Annotated in this window: 18 protein-coding genes; 5 read left to right on the plus strand and 13 right to left on the minus strand. The window is 69.2% G+C overall.

Features of this window, described 5'->3' with window-relative positions; genetic code table 11:
- Positions 1 to 78: 78 nt before the first annotated feature.
- A complete protein-coding gene (locus PLE19_09785; protein ID HPD15231.1) occupies positions 79 to 282 on the minus strand; it encodes a hypothetical protein in 204 nt (67 codons plus the stop codon).
- Between the two features lie 266 nt (positions 283 to 548).
- Between PLE19_09785 and PLE19_09790 the strand changes: the two genes are divergently transcribed.
- From PLE19_09790 to PLE19_09805, 4 genes are all read left to right on the plus strand, one after another.
- Positions 549 to 3,683, plus strand: coding sequence for a glycoside hydrolase family 38 C-terminal domain-containing protein (locus tag PLE19_09790; protein HPD15232.1), 3,135 nt, complete (start codon positions 549 to 551; stop codon positions 3,681 to 3,683).
- 68 nt (positions 3,684 to 3,751) lie between these two features.
- Complete coding sequence (locus PLE19_09795) at positions 3,752 to 3,967, plus strand: hypothetical protein (GenBank protein HPD15233.1); 216 nt, start codon at positions 3,752 to 3,754, stop codon at positions 3,965 to 3,967.
- Entirely contained in the window at positions 3,964 to 4,365 is a 402-nt protein-coding gene (locus PLE19_09800) for a PIN domain-containing protein (GenBank protein ID HPD15234.1), read from the plus strand. The genes PLE19_09795 and PLE19_09800 overlap by 4 nt, the downstream gene beginning before the upstream one ends.
- 350 nt (positions 4,366 to 4,715) lie before the next feature.
- A complete protein-coding gene (locus PLE19_09805; protein HPD15235.1) occupies positions 4,716 to 5,093 on the plus strand; it encodes an EF-hand domain-containing protein in 378 nt (125 codons plus the stop codon).
- Between the two features lie 45 nt (positions 5,094 to 5,138).
- On the opposite strand, the gene PLE19_09810 is transcribed toward PLE19_09805, so the two are convergent.
- From PLE19_09810 to tpx, 10 genes are all read right to left on the minus strand, one after another.
- The gene (locus PLE19_09810) at positions 5,139 to 6,491 is read right to left on the minus strand and encodes a dihydrolipoamide acetyltransferase family protein (GenBank protein HPD15236.1); all 1,353 of its coding nucleotides are present in this window, start codon (positions 6,489 to 6,491) and stop codon (positions 5,139 to 5,141) included.
- A 111-nt stretch (positions 6,492 to 6,602) separates the two neighbouring features.
- Positions 6,603 to 7,580, minus strand: a complete 978-nt coding sequence (locus PLE19_09815; protein ID HPD15237.1) for an alpha-ketoacid dehydrogenase subunit beta — start codon at positions 7,578 to 7,580, stop codon at positions 6,603 to 6,605.
- A gap of 60 nt (positions 7,581 to 7,640) precedes the next feature.
- Entirely contained in the window at positions 7,641 to 8,600 is a 960-nt protein-coding gene (pdhA, locus tag PLE19_09820) for a pyruvate dehydrogenase (acetyl-transferring) E1 component subunit alpha (protein HPD15238.1), read from the minus strand.
- Complete coding sequence (locus PLE19_09825) at positions 8,582 to 8,767, minus strand: rubredoxin (protein ID HPD15239.1); 186 nt, start codon at positions 8,765 to 8,767, stop codon at positions 8,582 to 8,584. The genes pdhA and PLE19_09825 overlap by 19 nt, the downstream gene beginning before the upstream one ends.
- Before the next feature lie 73 nt (positions 8,768 to 8,840).
- Entirely contained in the window at positions 8,841 to 10,577 is a 1,737-nt protein-coding gene (locus PLE19_09830) for a cytochrome c biogenesis protein CcdA (protein ID HPD15240.1), read from the minus strand.
- A gap of 83 nt (positions 10,578 to 10,660) precedes the next feature.
- The gene (zwf, locus tag PLE19_09835; protein HPD15241.1) at positions 10,661 to 12,226 is read right to left on the minus strand and encodes a glucose-6-phosphate dehydrogenase; all 1,566 of its coding nucleotides are present in this window, start codon (positions 12,224 to 12,226) and stop codon (positions 10,661 to 10,663) included.
- Between the two features lie 92 nt (positions 12,227 to 12,318).
- The gene (locus PLE19_09840; protein HPD15242.1) at positions 12,319 to 12,981 is read right to left on the minus strand and encodes an NAD(P)/FAD-dependent oxidoreductase; all 663 of its coding nucleotides are present in this window, start codon (positions 12,979 to 12,981) and stop codon (positions 12,319 to 12,321) included.
- Between the two features lie 206 nt (positions 12,982 to 13,187).
- Positions 13,188 to 13,490: a hypothetical protein gene (locus PLE19_09845; GenBank protein ID HPD15243.1), complete on the minus strand. Its 303-nt coding sequence runs from the start codon at positions 13,488 to 13,490 to the stop codon at positions 13,188 to 13,190.
- 36 nt (positions 13,491 to 13,526) lie between these two features.
- Positions 13,527 to 14,015, minus strand: coding sequence for a ferritin (locus tag PLE19_09850; GenBank protein HPD15244.1), 489 nt, complete (start codon positions 14,013 to 14,015; stop codon positions 13,527 to 13,529).
- Positions 14,016 to 14,065: 50 nt separating this feature from the next.
- Positions 14,066 to 14,584, minus strand: coding sequence for a thiol peroxidase (gene tpx / locus PLE19_09855; protein ID HPD15245.1), 519 nt, complete (start codon positions 14,582 to 14,584; stop codon positions 14,066 to 14,068).
- 156 nt (positions 14,585 to 14,740) lie between these two features.
- Here tpx and PLE19_09860 point away from each other — a divergent pair, with 156 nt between their 5' ends.
- Positions 14,741 to 16,150 carry a phosphomannomutase/phosphoglucomutase gene (locus PLE19_09860; GenBank protein HPD15246.1) on the plus strand — a complete coding sequence of 470 codons (1,410 nt, stop codon included), beginning with the start codon at positions 14,741 to 14,743 and terminating at the stop codon, positions 16,148 to 16,150.
- Positions 16,151 to 16,168: 18 nt separating this feature from the next.
- Here PLE19_09860 and PLE19_09865 read toward each other — a convergent pair whose 3' ends face one another.
- Positions 16,169 to 16,945 (minus strand): ChbG/HpnK family deacetylase, encoded by a 777-nt coding sequence (locus tag PLE19_09865; GenBank protein ID HPD15247.1) that lies wholly within the window; start codon positions 16,943 to 16,945, stop codon positions 16,169 to 16,171.
- Positions 16,945 to 19,680: a family 78 glycoside hydrolase catalytic domain gene (locus PLE19_09870; protein ID HPD15248.1), complete on the minus strand. Its 2,736-nt coding sequence runs from the start codon at positions 19,678 to 19,680 to the stop codon at positions 16,945 to 16,947. Before PLE19_09870 ends, PLE19_09865 begins: the two co-directional genes overlap by 1 nt.
- Positions 19,681 to 19,684: the final 4 nt, after the last annotated feature.

The following is a 19,684-nucleotide window of genomic DNA, read 5'->3' on the forward strand; positions in this document are numbered from 1 at the left end:
GGTACGGCCTGAAGGCCGCACTACAAGCCGGGTGCCTCCGCTCGCGCGTTGCGGCAGCGAAACTGGGAGCGCTGTCACTCAGCCTTTGCCGAACAGCGTGACCAGCGGCCGCACCGAGGCCACGACGGCGATGGCCGCATACCAGTACCAGTCGAGACCCAACAGGCCAGGCCAGAGCTTGGCGACCATGAGGGCGAAGGCCATCGCGGCAATCTTCGTGCACGCAATGTCGGGCCAGGTCATCTTCTTGATCTTCGCGTTGGCCCATGTGAAGTAACCCATGCTCTTCTCCCTTCCGTGCCCGAAGGAGAGGGTCTGCTTCCACCATACCCCATCTCGGCACACGGCGCAACGATCCGCACTTGACGAACGCGGGCGAATCGGGGATAAATTGCTGACCGTGATGCGTGATACGTGATGCGTGAGAAGAGAGAAGCCGACCGGCAGCTTTCCGGGGGTTCTCACGTATCACGTATCACGTATCACGCATTACGCATCACGCGCCTGAGCGAAGGCACGGTCCCCAACCGAGAAGGAGCTTGCAGAACATGGCCTTGACCACCGAGTGGCGAAGCCGCATCGAACAATGGCGCAACACGCTGGAGAAGCTGTGCTACCGCAAGCTGAGCGACGTGGCGCTGAGCGGCTTCGTGACGCACGAGCAGCTCAGGCCCCGCGAGGCGCTGAAGCGGCCGTTCAAGCCCATGCCCGTGGGCACGCCCTGGGGCGCCAAGTGGGAGTACGCCTGGTTCCGCGCCGCCGTGACCCTGCCCAAAGAGGCTAAGGGCGAATGGATCGTCTTCCGCTGCGGGGCGGGCACGGGCTTCACGGGCGACCCCGGCGGCGAGGGGCGCTTCATTGTCAACGGCCGCGAGATGGGCGGACGCGACTGGGCTCACCCCCAGGTCATCCTCTCCACCAACGCCCGTCCCGGCGCAAGGTTCGACATCCTGATGGAGGCCTACGCCGGCCACGGGCCGATGAACTGCGGCGGCGGCCCCGTGCCCCACGGCGAGCTGACCGTGCCCGAGCCGCCTGCCGCGCAGCAGACCGTCAAGCCCTGCTCGCTGGGCATCTGGGACGAAGAGGTGTTCCAGGCCTGGCTCGACGTGCAGACGCTCCTGGAACTCCGCGACAAGCTGGACCCCGACAGCCTGCGCGTGTCGGAGATTGACGAGGGGCTACGCCAGTTCACGCTGATCGCCGACCTCGAGCTGCCGCGCGCGGAGATGCTGGCCACGATCCGCGCGGCGCGCAAGCGCCTCAAGCCGCTGCTCGAATGCACCAACGGCTCGACCGCGCCCCTGCTCTACTGCTACGGCCACTCGCACATTGACGTGGCGTGGCTGTGGCCTCTGGCCGAGACCGAGCGCAAGTGCGCCCGCACGTTCGCCACCCAGCTCACGCTGATGGAGATGTACCCCGAATACAAGTTCCTCCAGAGCCAGCCGCATCTGTTCCGCATGACCCAGCGGCTCTACCCCGACGTCTACGCCCGCATCAAGGCCGCCGCGAAGCGGGGCCAGTGGCTCTCCGAGGGCGGCATGTGGGTGGAGGCCGACACCAACGTCAGCGGCGGCGAGGCCCTCATCCGCCAGTTCCTCCACGGCAAGCGCTTCTACCGCGACGAGTTCGGCGTGGACTGCGAGCTGATGTGGCTGCCCGACGTCTTCGGCTACTCGGGCGCGATGCCCCAGATCATGGCCGGCTGCGGCATCAAGTACTTCTCCACCCAGAAAATCTTCTGGAACTACAACGGCGGCGACCCCTTCCCCTACAACACCTTCTGGTGGGAGGGCATTGACGGCACGCGCGTGCTCAGCCACTTCCACAACGACTACAACTCGCAGACCAACCCCGCCACGCTGATCCAGCGCTGGAAGGAGCGGGTGCAGAAGGACGGCCTCAACGCCCGCATCGTGCCCTTCGGCTGGGGCGACGGCGGCGGCGGCCCCACCCGCCTGCACCTGGAGTTCCTGCGGCGCCAGCGCGACCTCGAGGGCGCGCCCCGCACCGTCATCGCCTCGCCGCTCGACTTCTTCCACGCCGAGGAGGCCCGGCGGAGCGACTGGCCGGTCTACGTGGGCGAGCTCTACTACCAATGCCACCGCGGCACCTACACCACCCAGGCCCGCACCAAGCGCGGCAACCGCAAGTGCGAGTTCGCGCTCCGCGAGGCCGAACTGTGGGGCGCCGCCGCGGCCGCGGCAGGCAAACTCCGCTATCCGGCTGCCAAGATGGACGAGGCCTGGAAAGGCGTCCTCCTCAACCAGTTCCACGACATCATCCCCGGCTCCTCCATCCACCGCGTCTACGAGGAAGCCGAGGCCCTCCACGCCCAGGTCCTCGCCACGGCGACCTCCGTCGCTGCATCGGCCGCAAAGGCACTGGCTGCCGCTCCGCACTCCGCACTCCGCACTCCGCACTCCATTGCCGTCTTCAACTCCCTCTCCTGGGACCGCCTTGCCCTCGTGCCCCTGCCCAAGGGCTTCAAGGGCGCGGAGAGCAACGGCCAGGGCCTGCTCACCCAGCGCATCGGCGGCACCCTCTACGCGGAAGCCCTCCTTCCGTCCTGCGGCTGGACCACCCTCGCCGTGGGCGGGGCGTCTCTGCCCCGCGTCCCGCGGCGTGGGGACACGCCGCCCACAGTCGTGAAGGCCACCGAGCGCGGGATGGAGAACGACCTCATCCGCCTGCGCCTGAACGACCGCGGCGAGATCGTCAGCCTGGTGGACAAGGCGACCGGCCGCGAACTGGCCGCCGCGCCGATGAACGCCTTCCGCCTCTTCAAGGACGTGCCCCGCTGGTTCGATGCGTGGGACATTGACTCGACCTACGAACTCGCCCCCGTCGAGTTGCCCGAGAAGGCGGCCATCGAGGTCGTCGCCACGGGGCCGCTCGCCGCCGTCCTCCGCATCACGCGGAAGATCAGCGACTCGGCCGTCACGCAGGAAGTCTGGCTCCGCCGCGGCAGCCGGCGGGTCGAGTTCCGCACGAAGATTGACTGGCGCGAGCGGCACAAGCTGCTCAAGGTCGCCTTCCCCACCACCCTCCACGCCAACGAGGCCATCCACGAGGTACAGTTCGGCCATCTGCGGCGACCCACCCACCGCTCGCGGCCCTACGACGCCGACCGCTTCGAGGTGGCGAACCAGAAGTGGACCGCCCTGGCCGAGGAGGACCGCGGCGCCGCCGTGCTCAACGACTGCAAGTACGGCGTCAACGCCCTCGGCGGCAGCATCAACCTCACGCTGCTCCGCTCGCCGCTGGCCCCCGACATGACGGCCGACCAGGGGCTCCAGGAGGTCACTTACGCCCTCACCGCCTGGAACGGCTCGTTCTTCGCCAGCGACCTGGTGCGTGAGGCCTACGAGGTGAACGTCGCGCCCCTCGTCGTCCCGGGCGGGGCGGGCGAAGGCTCGCTCTTCCAGCTTGACGCGCCGAACGTTGTCATCGAGACCGTGAAGCCAGCCGAAGACGGCTCGGGCGACCTCATCGTCCGCCTCTACGAGGCCAAGCACTCGGCCACACGCTGCGTGCTGCGGACGAGTCTGCCCGTCACCCAGGCCCTGAGCACGAACCTCCTCGAGGAAGGCGGCGAGCCGCTACCCCTCAAGGCCGGCGCCATCGCCCTCGACCTGCGCCCGTTCGAGATCAAGACCGTGCGGCTCAGGCCGGCTTGAAGGCCGAGAACGCCTGTGGTATAAGGAGATTGCGGGGGCAAACGCCCCAGGTCGCCAAGGAGCGAGCCATGACCTATAGGGGACACGTCGAGAACGGGGTCGTGGTGCTCGATGAGCCGGCGCCGCTTGCGGAGGGGACCAGGGTGCGCGTGGAGCCGGACGAGTCGGGACGCGAACTCACCCTTGCTGAACGCTTGAAGGATGTGATCGGCATCGTGAAGGGGCTGCCGCCTGACTTCGCGGCTCAGCACGACCACTACATCCACGGGACACCCAAGCGATGAGGGAGACGTTCGCCGACACGTTCTACTACCTGGCCATGCTGCACGCGGACGACGCGGCGCACGAGCGAGCCGTCAAGTTCTCGAGCCAACTGACCGGGCCTACGGTGACGACGGCGTGGGTGCTCACCGAGCTTGCGGACGGCTTGGCGGCGCCTGCCACACGCGGGAGCTTTGTGCGGCTCCTCGCCTCGCTCCGCGCGGACCACAAATGCATCATCATTCCTGCGTCGCAGGAGCTTTTCGAGTTGGGCATGGGACTGTATCAGGAGCGCCCCGACAAAGGGTGGACGCTGACGGACTGCGTCTCCTTTGTCGTCATGAAGGATCGTGGGATCCGCGACGCCCTGACTGCTGACCACCACTTCGAGCAGGCCGGGTTCACGGCTCTCCTGGGATAGCCGCCCTCGACCTGCGCCCATTTCGAGATCAAGACCCTCCGCCTCAAGCTCTCCTGAGCCACTCGCGCCCCTCCCGCGGGCCAACGCGGCCCGCGGGAGGCCGGCGAGCCCTCCTTCCGGCACGCAAGTTGCACTTCCCTCTTCCGGCATTCGGGGCCGCACCGGAATCCGGAGATGACGCAAGATGCACGGGATTCAGCACTTGCGCAGAACCCACGAGGAGAAGGAGGCGAGGATGAAGCAACTCAGCGTGAGGGGTTTTGCTCACGTTGTGTCGGGCTTCGCGACACTTGCACAAGCCCAGAGAACCTGAGGCGGGTGGGAGACGCAGCGTCGAAAGGAGGCACAAGATGAAGAAACTCGCACTGATCGCGGCATTGGTCTGCTTGAGCTTGCCGGCTCTGGCGGGCGACGACGCCAACCCGCCGCCGGCCCCGGGCAAGGGCCTTCGCGGCGCCGTCCGCGAGAAGGTTCGTGAAAAGGCCCGCGAGAGGGTCCTCGGGAAGTTCGACCAGGACGGCGACGGCAAACTGGAGCCCGAAGAGCGCGCCGCGGCCCGCGAGGCGCTCGTGAACCGCCTCATGCAGCGCTTCGACAAGGATGGCGATGGCAAGCTCTCGCGCGAGGAGCTCTCCGAGGCCCTCGTCGCCCTCCGCGGCCGCCTCGAGCAGGCGCGCCAGCACCGCGCCGGCAAGGGCGCCAATGCTCACGCCGGGCCGAAACTGTAGGCCGCCCCTCAACCTCCCGCGGGGTGGCAACCCGCGGGAGGTTTCTCAGGCCTGGCCCTCGAGCAGCGCGTCGGGGGCCTCGAGCAGGTCCTTGAGGCTCTTGAGGAATCGGGCGGCCATGGCGCCCTCGATGATGCGGTGGTCGCACGAGAGTGTGAGCCGCATCACGCGGGCGATGCAGATGGCGTCGCCGCGCACTACTGTCGCCGGCAACGCCGATGCCACGCCCAGCGTGATGGCCGACGGCGGGTTGATGATCGGCTCGAAGTGCTCGACGTCGAACATCCCCAGGTTGGTGATCGTGAGGGTGGGGTGTCTGCGCTCGTCGGCCGAGAGTTTGCCTCCGCGCGCCTTCTCGACCAGCGGCTTCGTGCGCTCGACGATCTCCTTGAGTGAGAAAGCCTGCGCGCCGCGCAGCACGGCCACGGTGAGGCCCTGATCGGTGTCCACCGCGATGCCCAGGTTGATGTTCTTCCACCGGATGATCTTGCCGCGGTCGTAGCTGCGGTTCACGAGGGGGTTGGCCTGGACGGCCTTCACGACGGCGAGCATGAGCAGGTGGGTCACGGTGGCCCCGCCGAACTTCTCTTTCAACTCGTCTTTCATCGCTAGCAGCTTCGTCACGTCGGCCCCGCGGGTCATGTAGAAGTGCGGGATGACGTGCTTGGAGGCCGTGACCGTGCGGGCCTGGGTCTTGAGGCGATAGGGCGCGTCCTCGACATCGGCCTCCTCGGGCGCCACGACGATGGGGGGCAGTTCCTCGTCGGGCGAGGGGGGGATGACTGGGGTTGGTGGGGCGGCCTTCAGGCCGGAGGGAGACGGGCTGAAGCCCGCACTACGAACGGCAGCCTCGACGTCGGCCGCCACGATCCGCCCGCCCGGGCCGCTGCCCTTGAGCGTCGCAATGTCCACGCCCTTCTGCTGGGCGAGCAGGCGGGCGTAGGGAGAGATGGCGATACGGCCGGGCGTGATGCGCGAAGCGCGATGCGTGAGAGGAGGGGAAGCCATTGCGGGGGCCTGCGGCGCTTCGCGGAGATGGGTTGGGGTTGGTTGCGCGACGCGCGACGCGGGACGCGGGACAGGAGGCGGCGCCTCGGGTTCGGGCGCTTCGGCCGCGGTGGCTTGTGCCGCTCGCGGCTCGTGGCTCGCGGCGGGGGCCTCGGCCTCGGTGGCGATCAGGGCGATGGCCTCGCCCACGGCCGCCTCCTCGCCCGCCGGCCGCAGAATCCTCGACACCGTGCCGCTCGTGAAGCACTCCAGCTCCAGCGTGGCCTTGTCGGATTCCACCTCGGCGAGCACGTCGCCCTCGCTCACGGTGTCGCCTTCCTTGACCTTCCAGGCGACGACCTGGCCCGAAGTCATGCTGTCAGATAACTTGGGCATGGTGACTTGGTACATGGATGTCCTCCGGGTTGAGAGAGCTTCGAGCCGCGAGCCACGAGCAGCGAGTTTGGAACGAGGAAGCCCTGAATCCTGGCTCTGAAGCTCGTGGCTCGCCGCTCGCAGCATTCAGCGCCCCAGTGCTCGGCGCGCCGCCTTCACCACATCCGCCGCGTGCGGAATACAGGCCTGCTCCAGGTTCTTCGCGTAGGGCAACGGCACGTCGGCGCCCGAGACGCGCTCGACGGGGGCGTCGAGAGCGTCGAAGGCCAGCTCGTAGATATTCGTCGCCACCTCGGCTGCGATGCCGCAGGCGGGCGGGCACTCCTCGATGACCACGGCGCGGTGAGTCTTCGAGACGGAGGCGACCACCGCCCCCTTGTCCCACGGCCTCAGGGTGCGGAGGTCAAGCACCTCGGCCTTCAGGCCGTCCTTCGCGAGCGCCTCGGCGGCCTCGAGGGCCACGTGGGTCATGGCCCCGTAGCCCACCAGCGTGACGTCGCTCCCCTCTCGGAGCACCTTGGCCTCTCCGATGGCGGCCGGCTCCAGGCCATCGGGCACTTCGCCCTCGAGGTTGTACAGGCCCTCGTGTTCGAGGAAGATCACGGGATTGTCGTCGCGGATGGCCGCTTTGAGCAGGGCCTTCGCATCGGCCGGCGTAGCGGGGTAGACGACGAGGAGGCCGGGGGTGTGGACGAAGAAGGGCTCCAGGCTGTGGGAATGCTGGCTGCCGAGCTGATGCCCTCCCCCGCCCGGCATGCGGAGGGTGACGGGCAGAGTCACTTGCCCGCCGAACATGTAGCGCATCAGGGCCAGGTGGTTGAGGATCTGGTCCATGGCGACGAATGCGAAGTTGACGGTCATCAGTTCGGGCACGGGTCGGAGCTGGCCCATCGCGGCGCCGATGGCCATGCCCACGATGCCCGCCTCAGAGATGGGCGTGTCGAAGACCCGCTTGGGGCCGAACTCCTTCAGCAGCCCGCGCGTGACCTTGAACGAGCCTTCGTATTCGGCCACGTCCTCGCCGAAGAGCACCACAGTCTCATCGCGCTGCATCTCCTCGCGGAGGGCCTGGTTCAGGGCATCTCGGTAGCTGAGCTTGGGCATACAGGGCACTCCTCGTCAGACCTGTCGGACACGTCGGACGGGTCGGATCGCTCGGACGGGTCAGTCCACATAGAGGTCCTCGTAGAGCCGCTCGGGCGGCAGCTCCTGCCCCGCCTCGGCGAACTTCACGGCCTCGTCTAGCACCTGGCGGACCTTGGCATCCAGGGCCTTGAACTCCTCGTCGGGCACGTCGAAGTCGTGCTGGATGACGGCCTTGATGCGGGGAATGGGGTCGCGCTGCTTCCAGAACTCGACCTCCTTCTTGTCGCGGTAGGTGGCGGGGTCGCTCATCGAGTGGCCGCGGTAGCGGTAGCACTTGGCCTCGATAAACGACGGCCCCTTGCCCGTCCGTGCCCGTTTGATCGCCCGCTCCATCACGCTCTGCATCTTGAAGAAGTCCATGCCGTCCACCACGCTCGTCGGCAGATCGTAGGCGTATCTCGCCTTGCGGGCCATGGATTCCTGGGCGCTGGAGCGCTGGACGGAGGTGCCGATGGCATAGCGGTTGTTCTCGCAGACCCAGATGACGGGGAGCTGGTAGAGGGAGGCCATGTTGAGGGCCTCGTGATAGGCGCCCTGGTTGGTCGCGCCGTCGCCGAAGAAGCACAGCACCACGCGGTCCTCGCCGCGGTACTGGATGGCGAGGCCCAGGCCCACGGCGATGGGGCACATGCCGCCCACGATGGCGTAGCCGCCGAGGAAACTGATGTCGGGGTCGTACAGGTGCATCGAGCCGCCCTTGCCCTTGCAGCAGCCGTTGGCGTGGCCGAAGAGCTCGGCCATGGCCTTGCCCGGGTCGCCGCCGCGCAGGATGTAGTAGCCGTGGTCGCGGTACGAGCCGACCACGTAGTCGTCGGGACGCAGCGACCACAGGGCCCCGAGGGCCACGGCCTCCTCGCCGCTGTAGAGGTGGCAGAAGCCGCCGATGCGGCCCTTCATGTACTGTTCGGCCACGCGCGTCTCGAACAGGCGCGCGAGCTGCATGCGGTAGTAGACCTGCATCAAGTCGTCTTTGCGCATTCGTCGGGCTCCATCGGAGAGAAGTACCGCTTCCCTGCCCCGCAGGTGGGGCAGGTCCAATCCTCGGGCAGCTCCTCGAACGGCGTACGCGGCGGCACGCCGTTTCCGGGGTCGCCCTCGTCGGGATCGTACACGTAGCCGCAGATGCGGCACCAGTGCTTTCTCATCACGTCCTCGCGCCGGCCTCCCATTCGCCTCCCGCTCAACCTCCCGCAGGTTTGGAACCCGCGGGAGGTCGGGTCAGTTCACCCGCCTGAGAACCTCGGCGAACTTCTCCGGGTCCTTGGCCTCATCGTAGCCCAGCTTCTTCACCAGCCTGCCGCCGGAGTCGAGCACCACCACGAGGGGCGGCCCGGGCACGTCGAAGCGCTTCACCAGCTCTGCATTGCGGCTGGTCTCCACGTCAATCTTCAGCGCGCGGAAGCGCTGGAGCTCGGCTCGCACCACGGGGTCGGCAAACGTCGTGCGATCGAGCACCTTGCAGTAGCCGCACCATTCGGCCGTGAAGTCGAGCACGATGGGCTTGCCCGCGGCCAGCGCCTCTTTGAACAAGCCTGGGTCGCCGTGCACGAACGCATCGGGCTGCGTCGCGCCGGGGACGGTGCCCCCGCTGGGCCGCGGCTCCACGTCGAGCCCGACGAGCACACACCAGCCGGCCGTCGCCAGCGCGGCGATGCCCAGCAGCCGCTTCACCCGAGCGCCCGCGCCGCTCTCGGGCGTCAGGGAGTCCAGCCCGCCCAGGAATACCGTGCCCGCGACGAGCGCGGCCGCGCTGCCGAGCCAGAAGGCCGTCTCGCCCACCACGGGCCGCAGGAAGTACACGGCCGCCCACAGCAGCACGAAGCCGATCAGGTGCTTCACCCACTCCGTCCACGCGCCGGCCTTCGGCAGAAGGCCCGAGGACACTCCCGCCACGATGAGCAGCACGCCCATGCCCCAGGCGAGCGCGAACATCATGGCCGCCCCGAGCAGGCGATGGCCCGTCGTGGCGATCTCGGTGAGCACGGCCAGCAGCGGCCCCGCCACGCACGGCCCCGCGGCCACGCCGGTCACCAGCCCGAGCAGCAGCACGCCGAGGAGCCCCTTCTTGCGCCCCGCCACCTTGTCGCCCAGGCCGCCCAGGAACGCCGGGGCCTGGATGGTCACCACGTCGAACATCCCGAGGGCGAACAGCACGAACACCGCGGCAATGCCGACCAGCACGTAGGGCGACTGAAGCGCCAGCCGCACCGAAGCGCCCAGCGCCGCCACCAGCGCGCCCAGCACGGCGTACGTGAGTGCGATGCCCAGCACGTAGACCGAGGAGAGCAGGACGGCTTTGAGGCGCGACGCCTGCTTCTGCGCGCCAATCACCGCCACGGTGATCGGGATCATCGGGTAGACGCACGGCGTGAGGCCCAGGGCCAGGCCATAGACGAACGCCTTGGCGATCTGCCGGAGGACGAACAGCCAGCCTGCCTCCGGCACGTCCTCGACCATCGGGGCGGCCGCCGCGGCACCCGTCGCCGCGCTCGCCCCGATGGCAACCTCGTGCACCAGCGGATGCTTCGCCGGGCGGAAGCACACCGTATCGGTGCAGCCCTGGTAGCTCACGGTGCCCCTGAGGAGCGCGGTTTCCCCTGCGGCGCCCGTCACCTGGAACTTCACCACAATGGCCACCGTGCCCTCGTAGGCCTCCAGCGTGGCGCCGGGCTCGCCCGAGATCAGGTCGGGAATGAGCTTGCCCTTCGGCCTCATGACCTCTCTTTCGGCGGCCCCCTTCAGCTCGTCCCACTGGAACTTGATGGAGTCCCTGTAGAGATGCACGTCGCCGCGGAGCTTGAACGTTACCGTCAGGGCCAACTCGCCGCCGGCAGACGCCTCGGCGGGCGCGAGGGCGCTGCTCACCTGGAACGGCTGTTCCTCGAAGTCCTCGGCACCCAGGGCGACCAGGGCCAGCGCAAGCATCCAGGCGCCGGACGTCAATCTAGCGGTCATCGGTGGCCTCCAGATGGGACGGATAGGACAGATGGGATCCGTTCCCTGGACACGTTCTATGGGTCCTCCCGGTCCTATCCGTCCTATCCCTCTCTTGCTCTCCTTGCTGCGGGGCGCCGGAGGACGGTCCACCGCCGCCCATCGGCCGCGATCATGGCATCGGCCTCTCTCGGGCCCCAGGTGCCTGCGGGGTACCGGGGCAGCGCGGTGAGCGGGTCCTCCGCACAGGTGTAGAGAATGGGCGTGAGGAAGGCCCACGCCGCCTCGACCTCGTCGCTGCGCGTGAAGAGCGTGGAGTCGCCCAGGGCCGCATCGAGCAGCAGCCGCTCATAGGCGTCGGGCGGCTCGCCGCCGAAGGCCGCGGCGTAGCCGAAATCCATCCGGAACGGCTCGATGCGCACGCCGGCCCCCGGGCGCTTGACCTGGAACTGAAGCGAGATGCCCTCGTTGGGCTGGATGCGCAGCGCGAGCACGTTCGGAGCCATCGGGCCGAACGGCGGGGCATTGAAGAGCACCTGCGGCACGGGCTTGAAGTGGACGCCGATCTCGGTGACCCGCTCCGCCAGCCGCTTGCCGGTCCGCAGGTAGAACGGCACGCCGGCCCAACGCCAGCTTTCGATGAAGGTCTTGAACGCCACATACGTTTCGGTGATCGAGTCGGGCGCCACGCCCGGCTCCTCGTGGTAGCCGGGCACGGGCCGGCCGGCCACTTCGCCCGCCTCGTACTGCGCGCGCACGAGTTCGCTCGTCACGCAGGCCCGCGGCATGGGGCGCAGGCACTTGAGCACCTTGACCTTCTCGTCGCGCACCGTGTCGGGGTCGAGCGAGTTGGGCGCCTCCATGCCCACGAACGCGAGGAGGTGCATCAGGTGGTTCTGGACCATGTCGCGCAGCGCACCCGCCTGGTCGTAGTACGGCCCCCGCTGCTCCACGCCCACGGTCTCGGCGACGGTGATCTGCACGTGGTCCACGTACTTGTGGTTCCACAGCGGCTCGAAGAGGGCGTTGGCGAAACGCAGCACGAGGATGTTCTGGACCGTTTCCTTGCCGAGGTAGTGGTCAATGCGGAAGATGCGGTCCTCGGCGAAGGCGCTGCGGATGTGTGCGTTGAGGGCGCGGGCGCTGGCCAGGTCGCGGCCGAAGGGCTTCTCGATGACCAGGCGCGCCCAGCCACGGCACGGCTCGCCCGGCACGCTGAGGCCCGCGGCGCGGATCTGCTCGGCGATGGGCGCGAACATCGCCGGCGGCGTCGCGAGGTAGAACAGCGTGTTGCAGGGAGCGTTCCGCGATGCGGCCAGGGCCTCGAGCCGCGCCCGCAGCGCGGCGAAGCTCGCGGCATCCGAGTAGTCGCCGCGGTGATAAAAGAGCCTGGACGCGAACTGCGGCCAATCAGCCGTGGCTGGCTTGTCGGGGGCGAACTGGTCGAGGGCCTGTCGGACCTCCTCGCGGAACGTCTCGTCGGCCATCGGGGTGCGGGCGAAGCCCACCACGGCGAACTGCTCGGGCAGAAGCCGCTGCTGGAAGAGGCGGTAGACCGCGGGCAGGAGCTTCCGGGCCGCCAGATCGCCCGAGGCGCCGAAGATCACCAGCGTGAACGGCTCAGGCGAGTCCCGGCGGCGGCTGGGGCCCTGTGCGTTCCCTGGGGCCATCCTTCGCACCTCCTGGCGGGCGGTCGCGGCCTTTGCCCCGCCCGCCATGTTACGCGGGATGCGGTCCGGGGTCAAGGGCAGGCGGCCACGGCTCAGGCCGTGAGGACGGCGGCCTTGAGGGCATCGAGCCCCAGGCGGTCGAGCACGCGCCCGAGTCGCTCGTGGGGCTTGGCGTGGTCGCGGTAGAAGGCCACCACGCGGTCCACGAGGGCCAGGGCCTCTGCGGTGCCGAGGTTCTCGGCCAGGGTGTCGGCCAGGCGCGGCCGCGCGCCGCCGCTGCCGCCGACCAGCACCATCCAGCCCTTGGACTTGCCGACGAGGGCGACGTCCTTGATGCACGTCTCGGCGCACTGGTTCATGCAGCCGGCCACGCCGATCTTGAGCTTGCCGGGCAGGTTCATGCCGTGGTACTGGGCGTCGAGCTGCATGCCCACGGCCAGGCTGTCCTGGGTGCCGCGCTTGCAGAAGGTGGTGCCCGGGCAGACCTTCACGCTGCGCACGCACAGGCCCACGGCCGCGCCCGGCGACATGCCGAGGTCCTGCCACACGGCGTCCACGTCGCTCTCCTTCAGCCCCACGATGGCGATGCGCGCGGCGCTGGTGACCTTGAGGGCCGCGGCGCCGTACTTCTCGGCCACGTCGGCCAGCTTGCGCAACTGCCCGGGCGTCACCACGCCGCAGGGCAGATGGGGGGCCACGGCATAGGTCTGCTTGTCGCGCTGGAGGATCGCTCCCTTGTCACCGTCCTGGATCATTCCCGGCTCCTTCTCGGCCCACGCTGAGCGTTCCACATGGGCGCACGGTCCATTGGTTGCCGACACAAACACGGCGTCGAGTCTGGGATTGGGCGCTGCCCGACGGCTCGTCGGGCGGCGCCCAGAGAAGTCCCCTCAACCTGTTCCTCGCGGGACGGCGGGGTCCCGCGCCCGATGCCCCGGAGACCCCGGGGCGCTCACGGGCATCAGCCGCCTTTGCGGGGCGTTTTGTCGAGCACCACGCCGGCGTCTTCGAGCTTCTTGATGTAGGCGGCCGGGTCCTTCTTGAACGTCTCGGGGCAATCATCGCAGCAGAAGTAGACTCGCTTGCCCTCGTAGTCCGCGAAGAACCTCTTGTCAATCTTGCCGCCCATGACCGGGCACGTCGTCTGGGCGTTGGCCGGCGGCGCGGCGGCATCGCCTTTCTTCTCTTCCCAACAGCCCATGAGGGCGAGGCCGGCGGCCGCCGCGAATGCGGCGGCACACAGCACGTGGAGTGTGTTCTTCATGGTCTTCAATCTCCTGCCGGTCGCTGGGCGCGCGGTTCACCCACGTTGCGCCAGCGCGCGGTCGAGCATGATCAGGCCGTGGGGCGACTCGCCGATCATCTTGAGCTGCGCCACGATGGCGTCGGCGTTCTTCTCCTCCTCGACCTGCTCGGTGACGAACCACTGGAGGAGGATGCCCGTGGCGTTATCCTTCTCGGCCGCGGCCAGCTCGACAAGTTTGTTGATGAGGCCGGTCACCTTCTGCTCGTGCGCCAGCACGGCCTCGAAGGCGGCCAGGGGGGTGGCCCACTCGGCCGGCGGCGCGGCGATGGCGGCGAGCGTCACGCGGCTGCGACGATCGTTGATGTACTCGTAGAGCTTCAGGGCGTGGCCGTTCTCCTCCTTGGCCTGAAGCTTGAGCCAGTGGGCGAAGCCGGGGAGATTCTTGGCCTCGAAGTCGGCGGCCATGGCCAGGTACAGGTACGAGGAGAAGAGCTCCGCGTTCACCTGCTTGTTCAGCGCCTCTTCCATCTTCTTGCTCAGCATCCCGATGCCTCCTTCCCAGGGGTCTGTGATGTCGCCCCGCGCCGTGACTCTCACGGTGCGAGTTGCTCCACAGCGGCCAGCACGGCCTCGTAGTCGGGCTCGTGCGTCATCTCCTTCACGAGTTGCACGTAGCGGATCACGCCCTCGCGGTCCACCACGAACACGGCCCTGGCGAGCAGCCGCAGCTCCTTGATCAGCACGCCGTAGGCCGTGCCGAACGAGGCGTCGCGGTGGTCCGACAGGGTCTTCACGTTCCGGATGCCCGCCGCGCCGCACCAGCGCGCCTGGGCGAAGGGCAGGTCCATGCTGATCGTCAGCACGGCCACGCCGCTGCCCAGGCTGGCCGCCTCCTTGTTGAAACGGCGAGTCTCGAGGTCGCACACGGGCGTGTCGAGCGAGGGCACGGAGACCAGGATGGCCACCTTGCCCTTCGCCGCGGCGAGGGTCACTGGCGCGAGGGCGTTGTCCAGCGCCGTGAAATCCGGCGCCTTGTCGCCCGGCTTGAGCTCCGGGCCGATCAGGGTGAGCGGGTTGCCTTTGAACGTGGTTGCGCCGGCTCGCTCGTTCATCGGGGCCTCCTCTCGTGGGTTCTGAGGTCTGGCTCGATCTTAGCACGGCTCATGATCGCAAGCAAGAGGCAAGTTGGCTTGGCGACTTGACAAGACGCCCCCCGCGCGGTAGCCTTCTCCTACCCCGTGCAAGCTTCGCCCCAGCCAGGAAACTCCATGAGCAGCGTGCTGAACGCCGTTGACGCGGTCTTCCAGACCTATGACATTCGGGGGAAGTACCCCGAGCCTCTGTCGCCTTCCATCGCCTACCGGGCCGGCCGGGCCATCGCCGCCTATCTGCGCGAGGCGATGCGGGTGGACACCGGCCACGTGGCGCTCGGGCGCGACATCCGCCACGGCGCGCTCGAGCTGGCCGCCGCCGTCGCCCACGGGCTCCAGGACGGCGACATCACGCCGGTGGACCTCGGCCTGATCTCGTCCGATATGGTCTACTTCGCCACGGGCGAGTTCCGCGGCGAGTTCGACGGCGGCATCATGATCACCGCCTCGCACAACCCGCCCGAGTACAACGGCCTGAAGTTCGTCCTCTCCGGCGCCCGCTCGGTGGATGAGGACACCGGGCTGAAGATCATCCACGACATCATGGTGGCCCGCCTGGCCGACGACCCGCCCGCGGCACTTGCCCCGCTCCAGGCCGTGCGGCGCGACGTGGCGGAGGCCTATGTGACCAAGCTCTTCGCCATCGCCCCCGGGCCCTACCGGAAGCTCAAGGTGGCGGTGGACGCGGGCAACGGCATGGCGGCCAGCATCTTTCCGCTCGTGGCGCGCCGCCTGCCCTGCGAGGTCATCCCCCTCCACGGCGAGCTCGACCCCGACTTTCCCGCCCGCGGCCCCGACCCCACCGAGAAGGGCGCCCTGACGGCCCTCCAGGCCGCCGTGCGCGAGCACGGCGCCGATCTCGGCCTGGCCTTCGACGGCGACGCCGACCGCGCGGTGATCGTGGACGAGACGGGCGCCGTGGTAGGCGGCTCGGTGCTCACCGCGCTCTTCGCCCGCGAGTTCCTGGCCCGCTGCCCCTACCAGCCCGTGCTCTTCGACCTCACGTGCAGCCTGGCCGTGCGCGAGGCCGTGGCCGAGGCCGGCGGCACGCCCATCGCCGCGCCTGTGGGCCACTCGCGCATCAAGGAGCGCCTGCACAAGTGCAAGGGCCTCTTCGGCGGCGAGGAATCGGGCCACTACTACTTCCGCGACTTCTACTGCTGCGACAGCGCCATGCTCGCCGCGCTCGTGGCCTTTCAACTCCTCAGCAGCACGGGGCAGCGCCTGTCCGACCTCGCGCGCCCCCTCGCCACCCGCTATCACCGCACGGGCGTGAAGCTGCACTTCGCGAGCCGCGAGGACGCCCTCGCCCACATCCCGCGGCTCGACGTGCCCTTCCCCGACGCCTCGGCCTGCGACGTCACCCGCCTGCCCACGGCGGACGTGCGGAAGGACTACGACGATTGGTGGTTCTGCGTGCGTCCCTCGGGCACCGAGCGCGAGGTGTTGCGCATCACCGTCGAGGCGCGCGACCCGGCCACCGCCGAGCGGCGGCTGGCCGAGCTCAAGGCCGTGCTGACTGCGTAACAGGGAACGAGCGGCCACCTACGGGCCCGCGGGGCGGGTGTCCGTGAACCGCGCGGGCATGACGCCGTGGTGCCCGCAGTACTCGAGCACCTTGTGCGACGTGAGCATCTGCGTGTCGCCCTCGCGCTCGCGGGCCACCTGACCCGGGGCGAGGCCCTCGTGCCCCAGGCGCCGCATCTCCTCGGTGTCGTGGCCGGGGTGTGCCACGATCAGGTAGGTGCCAGGCCCGGCCGCCTCGAGCCGCGCGATCAAGTCGTCGGCCCGATCCTCGTACCTCCAGGGCGACCGGGGCAGAGGCTCGTAGCCGCGCCCCCCGTGCCGCAGGCCCTCGCGCGCCATCAGCGCGTCCAGCCGCTCGCGCACGCCCGGCAGCCAACTGAAGCCCATGTGCTCGTCGAGGTACGCGATCTTCAGGCCGGCGGAGCGGGCGCGCGCGAGCTGGGCCTCGATCTCGGCCAGCACCTCGTCGGCATTGCCGCCCCGCTCGTGCGTGATGTTGGGCGTGCGGTGGAAATGGCCGTTCGCGTCCACCAGCGTCGGCACCCGCTCGGGCGGGAGGACGGGGCCCCACTTCACCGCGTCCCACTCGGCGTTGATTGTGGCGTGGAGGCCCACGCACACGTCCTTGCGGCCGGCGAGCATGGCCGCGGCCTCATCGGCGAACGGGCAGCAGGCCATCACGCCCACGTTGAGCGCCAGCCCCGCCTCCACGCACTCCATGATCGCCTGGTTGGCCGTGTGGCACGAGCCCGCGTCGTCGGCGCGGGCGAGGAGACGGATTCGAGGATTCTGCATCAGTGGCCTCCTTCCCCAAGCGTGACCCTCACGCCGTCGGGGCAGTCGTACTCGACGTGGACCTTGCGCCCCTCGCGCCGCCACTCGATGCGGAGGGGGCCTCTTGGATGCGGATAGGCGCCACGCGCCCACTCGAGCGTGCCTGGCTGCGGGAGGATGCGGACGACGTCGGGGTTGCCGGGCTCGGGGAACTGGACGCCGAGGACGGCCGAGGAGAGATACCAGGTCGCCGCGCTCGACCAGGCGTGGCAAAGGCTATCGGTCTGCGGCCAGTGCTCCCAGCAGGTCCACGCGCCCCGGTCGAGGAGCCAGCCCCAGGAGCGGCGGATGAAGTCCTCGGCCTCCGTGGCGCAGCCGTGGCGGTAGAGGGCGCCGAGGCCGTAGAAGGCGAAGTAGGAGCCGATGGTGGCGACCGTCTCGCCGTTCGGGCCGCTGGGGGTGAGGTTGCGCTTCAGGGCGCGGACGAGCCAGTCGAGCGCCGGCTGCACCTGGCCGCCCTCGGCGATGTCGTAGAGGAGCGCCAGGGCGTTGGCGGTGACCGACGGCGGAGCGTCGGGCACGGCAGCCGGCAAGTGCTCGACGAATGCCTGGTGCCTCTCGCTCCAGAAGCTGGCGCGGATGGCGGCGGCCAGGCGGTCGGCCCGCTCGCGCCAGCGCGTGGCGAGGGCCGCCTCGCCGACGAGGTCGAGCACGTGGGCGCCGTCGGCGAAGGCGCGCTGGATGAAGCAGTTGAGGCCGCACGTCACGCGGCTGCCCTTGGCCTGGGGGCCATCCACGTAGGGGTGGAGCGAGGAGCCGTCGCACAGTTCCGTGTCCTCGGCCTGGAGGGCGTCAAGGCCCGCAAGCAGGCGTTTGAGGCCGGGCAGCATCTCGCGGAGGAACGCGGCGTCGCCCGTGCGTGCCCAGTAGTGCCAGAGGCACTGGACGAGGATGGCCGAGTAGTCGGGGTGGCGGCCCGGCGGTAACCCGTGCGGGCAGGGGCGGATGAGGCCGTTCTCGCCCTGCGACTGGAAGAAGAGGCCGATGCAGCGGCGGAAGAGCGCCGTGTCGCCGAACGCCGCGAGGTTCGAGTAGAACTCGGCGAAGAAGTCGCCCGTGTAGAGGCCGCGCTCGCGCCAGGGGCAGTCGAGATAGGCGTCCTCCATGCAGGCCCGTAGGGTCGGCGGCCCGAGCGCCCAGATGCGGTTGAGCAGGGGGTCCGAGCACTCGAACGAGCCAATCGGCTCCACGGGGTAGGCTGCCCGCGTGAGCGACACGCTGTGAAGCTCGAAGGCCGACAGATCGCCCTTCACGAGCACTTCGAGGTAGCGGCAGCCGCGGGGGTGGAAGGTCTGCCACGTCTGCCGCCCGTCGCGGGCGACATAGCGCTCCATCATGTCCACGAAGTAGCGCCAATGCACTGCGGCGGTGCCGTCGGGGTTGAGGCGTTCGGTGTAGGCCACATCCACCACGGTGCCCGCCTTGGCCGTGAACTCGAGCACCGGCCGCCCGAGCACCTCGCCGCCGAAGTCGAAGAGCAACGCCAACGCTGCGCCTTTCGGAGGCGCCGCGGGCAGTCTCGTTTGCCCGTGCGCTTCCAGACGCTCGAAGGTTCTCCACGCGCGTTCGCGGCACGGCGTATCGGCCTTCCTCTCGCGCGGCCAGGGCTTCCACGGCCTCAGGGCCTGGGGCAGGTCGTCGGGCGACGCGAGCGGCCAGGCCACGCGGTCGGCCTCGGCGGCGAGGGCATCCTCCCACAGCCCGCCCACGAGGAACGTGTTCGGGGAGCCAATCTGCCTCTCGGCGCTCAGCTCCAGACCCGCCTCGCGCGGCAGGGCGAGATAGAAGTCCCACCAGTCGTGTTTCACGGTTTCGACCATGAGGAACGTGTTCCAGCCCGCGCGGAGGCGGAGCGGGAAGTCGCGGCGGAGATGCTCGTCGCGGCGGGAGGCCGGCAGGACTTGCTCGCCGTTGACCCAGTACTTGCCCCACCAGGCGCCGAACGTCGTCTCCTGGTCGCGCGGCGAGTGGAGGAACGCCATCACGGCCACGCGGGCGTCGGTGTGCAGGCCCTTGCCGCCCGTCGCCACCACCATGAGCGAATAGACGTCCTCGCTCGGGAACTCGCGCGCGGCCCAGGCGCCGAGGCAGCGAACGGGAGGTTGCCTGCTCTCGTCGAGCAGGGGAATCGAGCGGGGCCGCAACTGCCCCCAGTGCTCGGGATGCGCGTGGAGAACCGCACGTGGCCAGCCGCGGTCGTCGAAGTCGGGCCGCTCCCAGCCAAGCGGCATCTTGCGCGCGTCGAGATGCTCGGCGGGGTTGAGGGCGAACGACATGTAGTGCGTGTCGGGCCTGTGGCCGGGCGACTCCATCGCCCGCCACGACTCGTCGGTCGCAATGGCGATGGCATCGCCCGCTTCGTCGCGGGCCTCGCCCCAGGCGATGAGACCGCCGAAGCTCGGCTCCGAGTGGAACGTCACCCCGCCCGTGCTGTTGACGACGAGGGCGATGGCGTTCCGCCCCTGTCGCAGCGCGGGCGCGAGGTCAACGGTGTCGTACTCGGGCTTGGAGGGGAAGAACCGCGCCGGCCCGTGGCCGAGCACCTGGCCGTTCACGATGAGGCGATAGCGCGTGTCGGCGAACACGTTCAGGCTGCCGCCGGCCGGCTTCGCCGCCAGCTCGAATGTCGTGCGAAACAGCCCCCAGCGGTTCCGCCCCCTGCCCTCGGCGTCGAACCAGATGAACCTGGCGTCCAACGGT

It is taken from the genome of Planctomycetota bacterium (assembly GCA_035384565.1).
Lineage (GTDB): Bacteria > Planctomycetota > PUPC01 > DSUN01 > DSUN01 > DAOOIT01.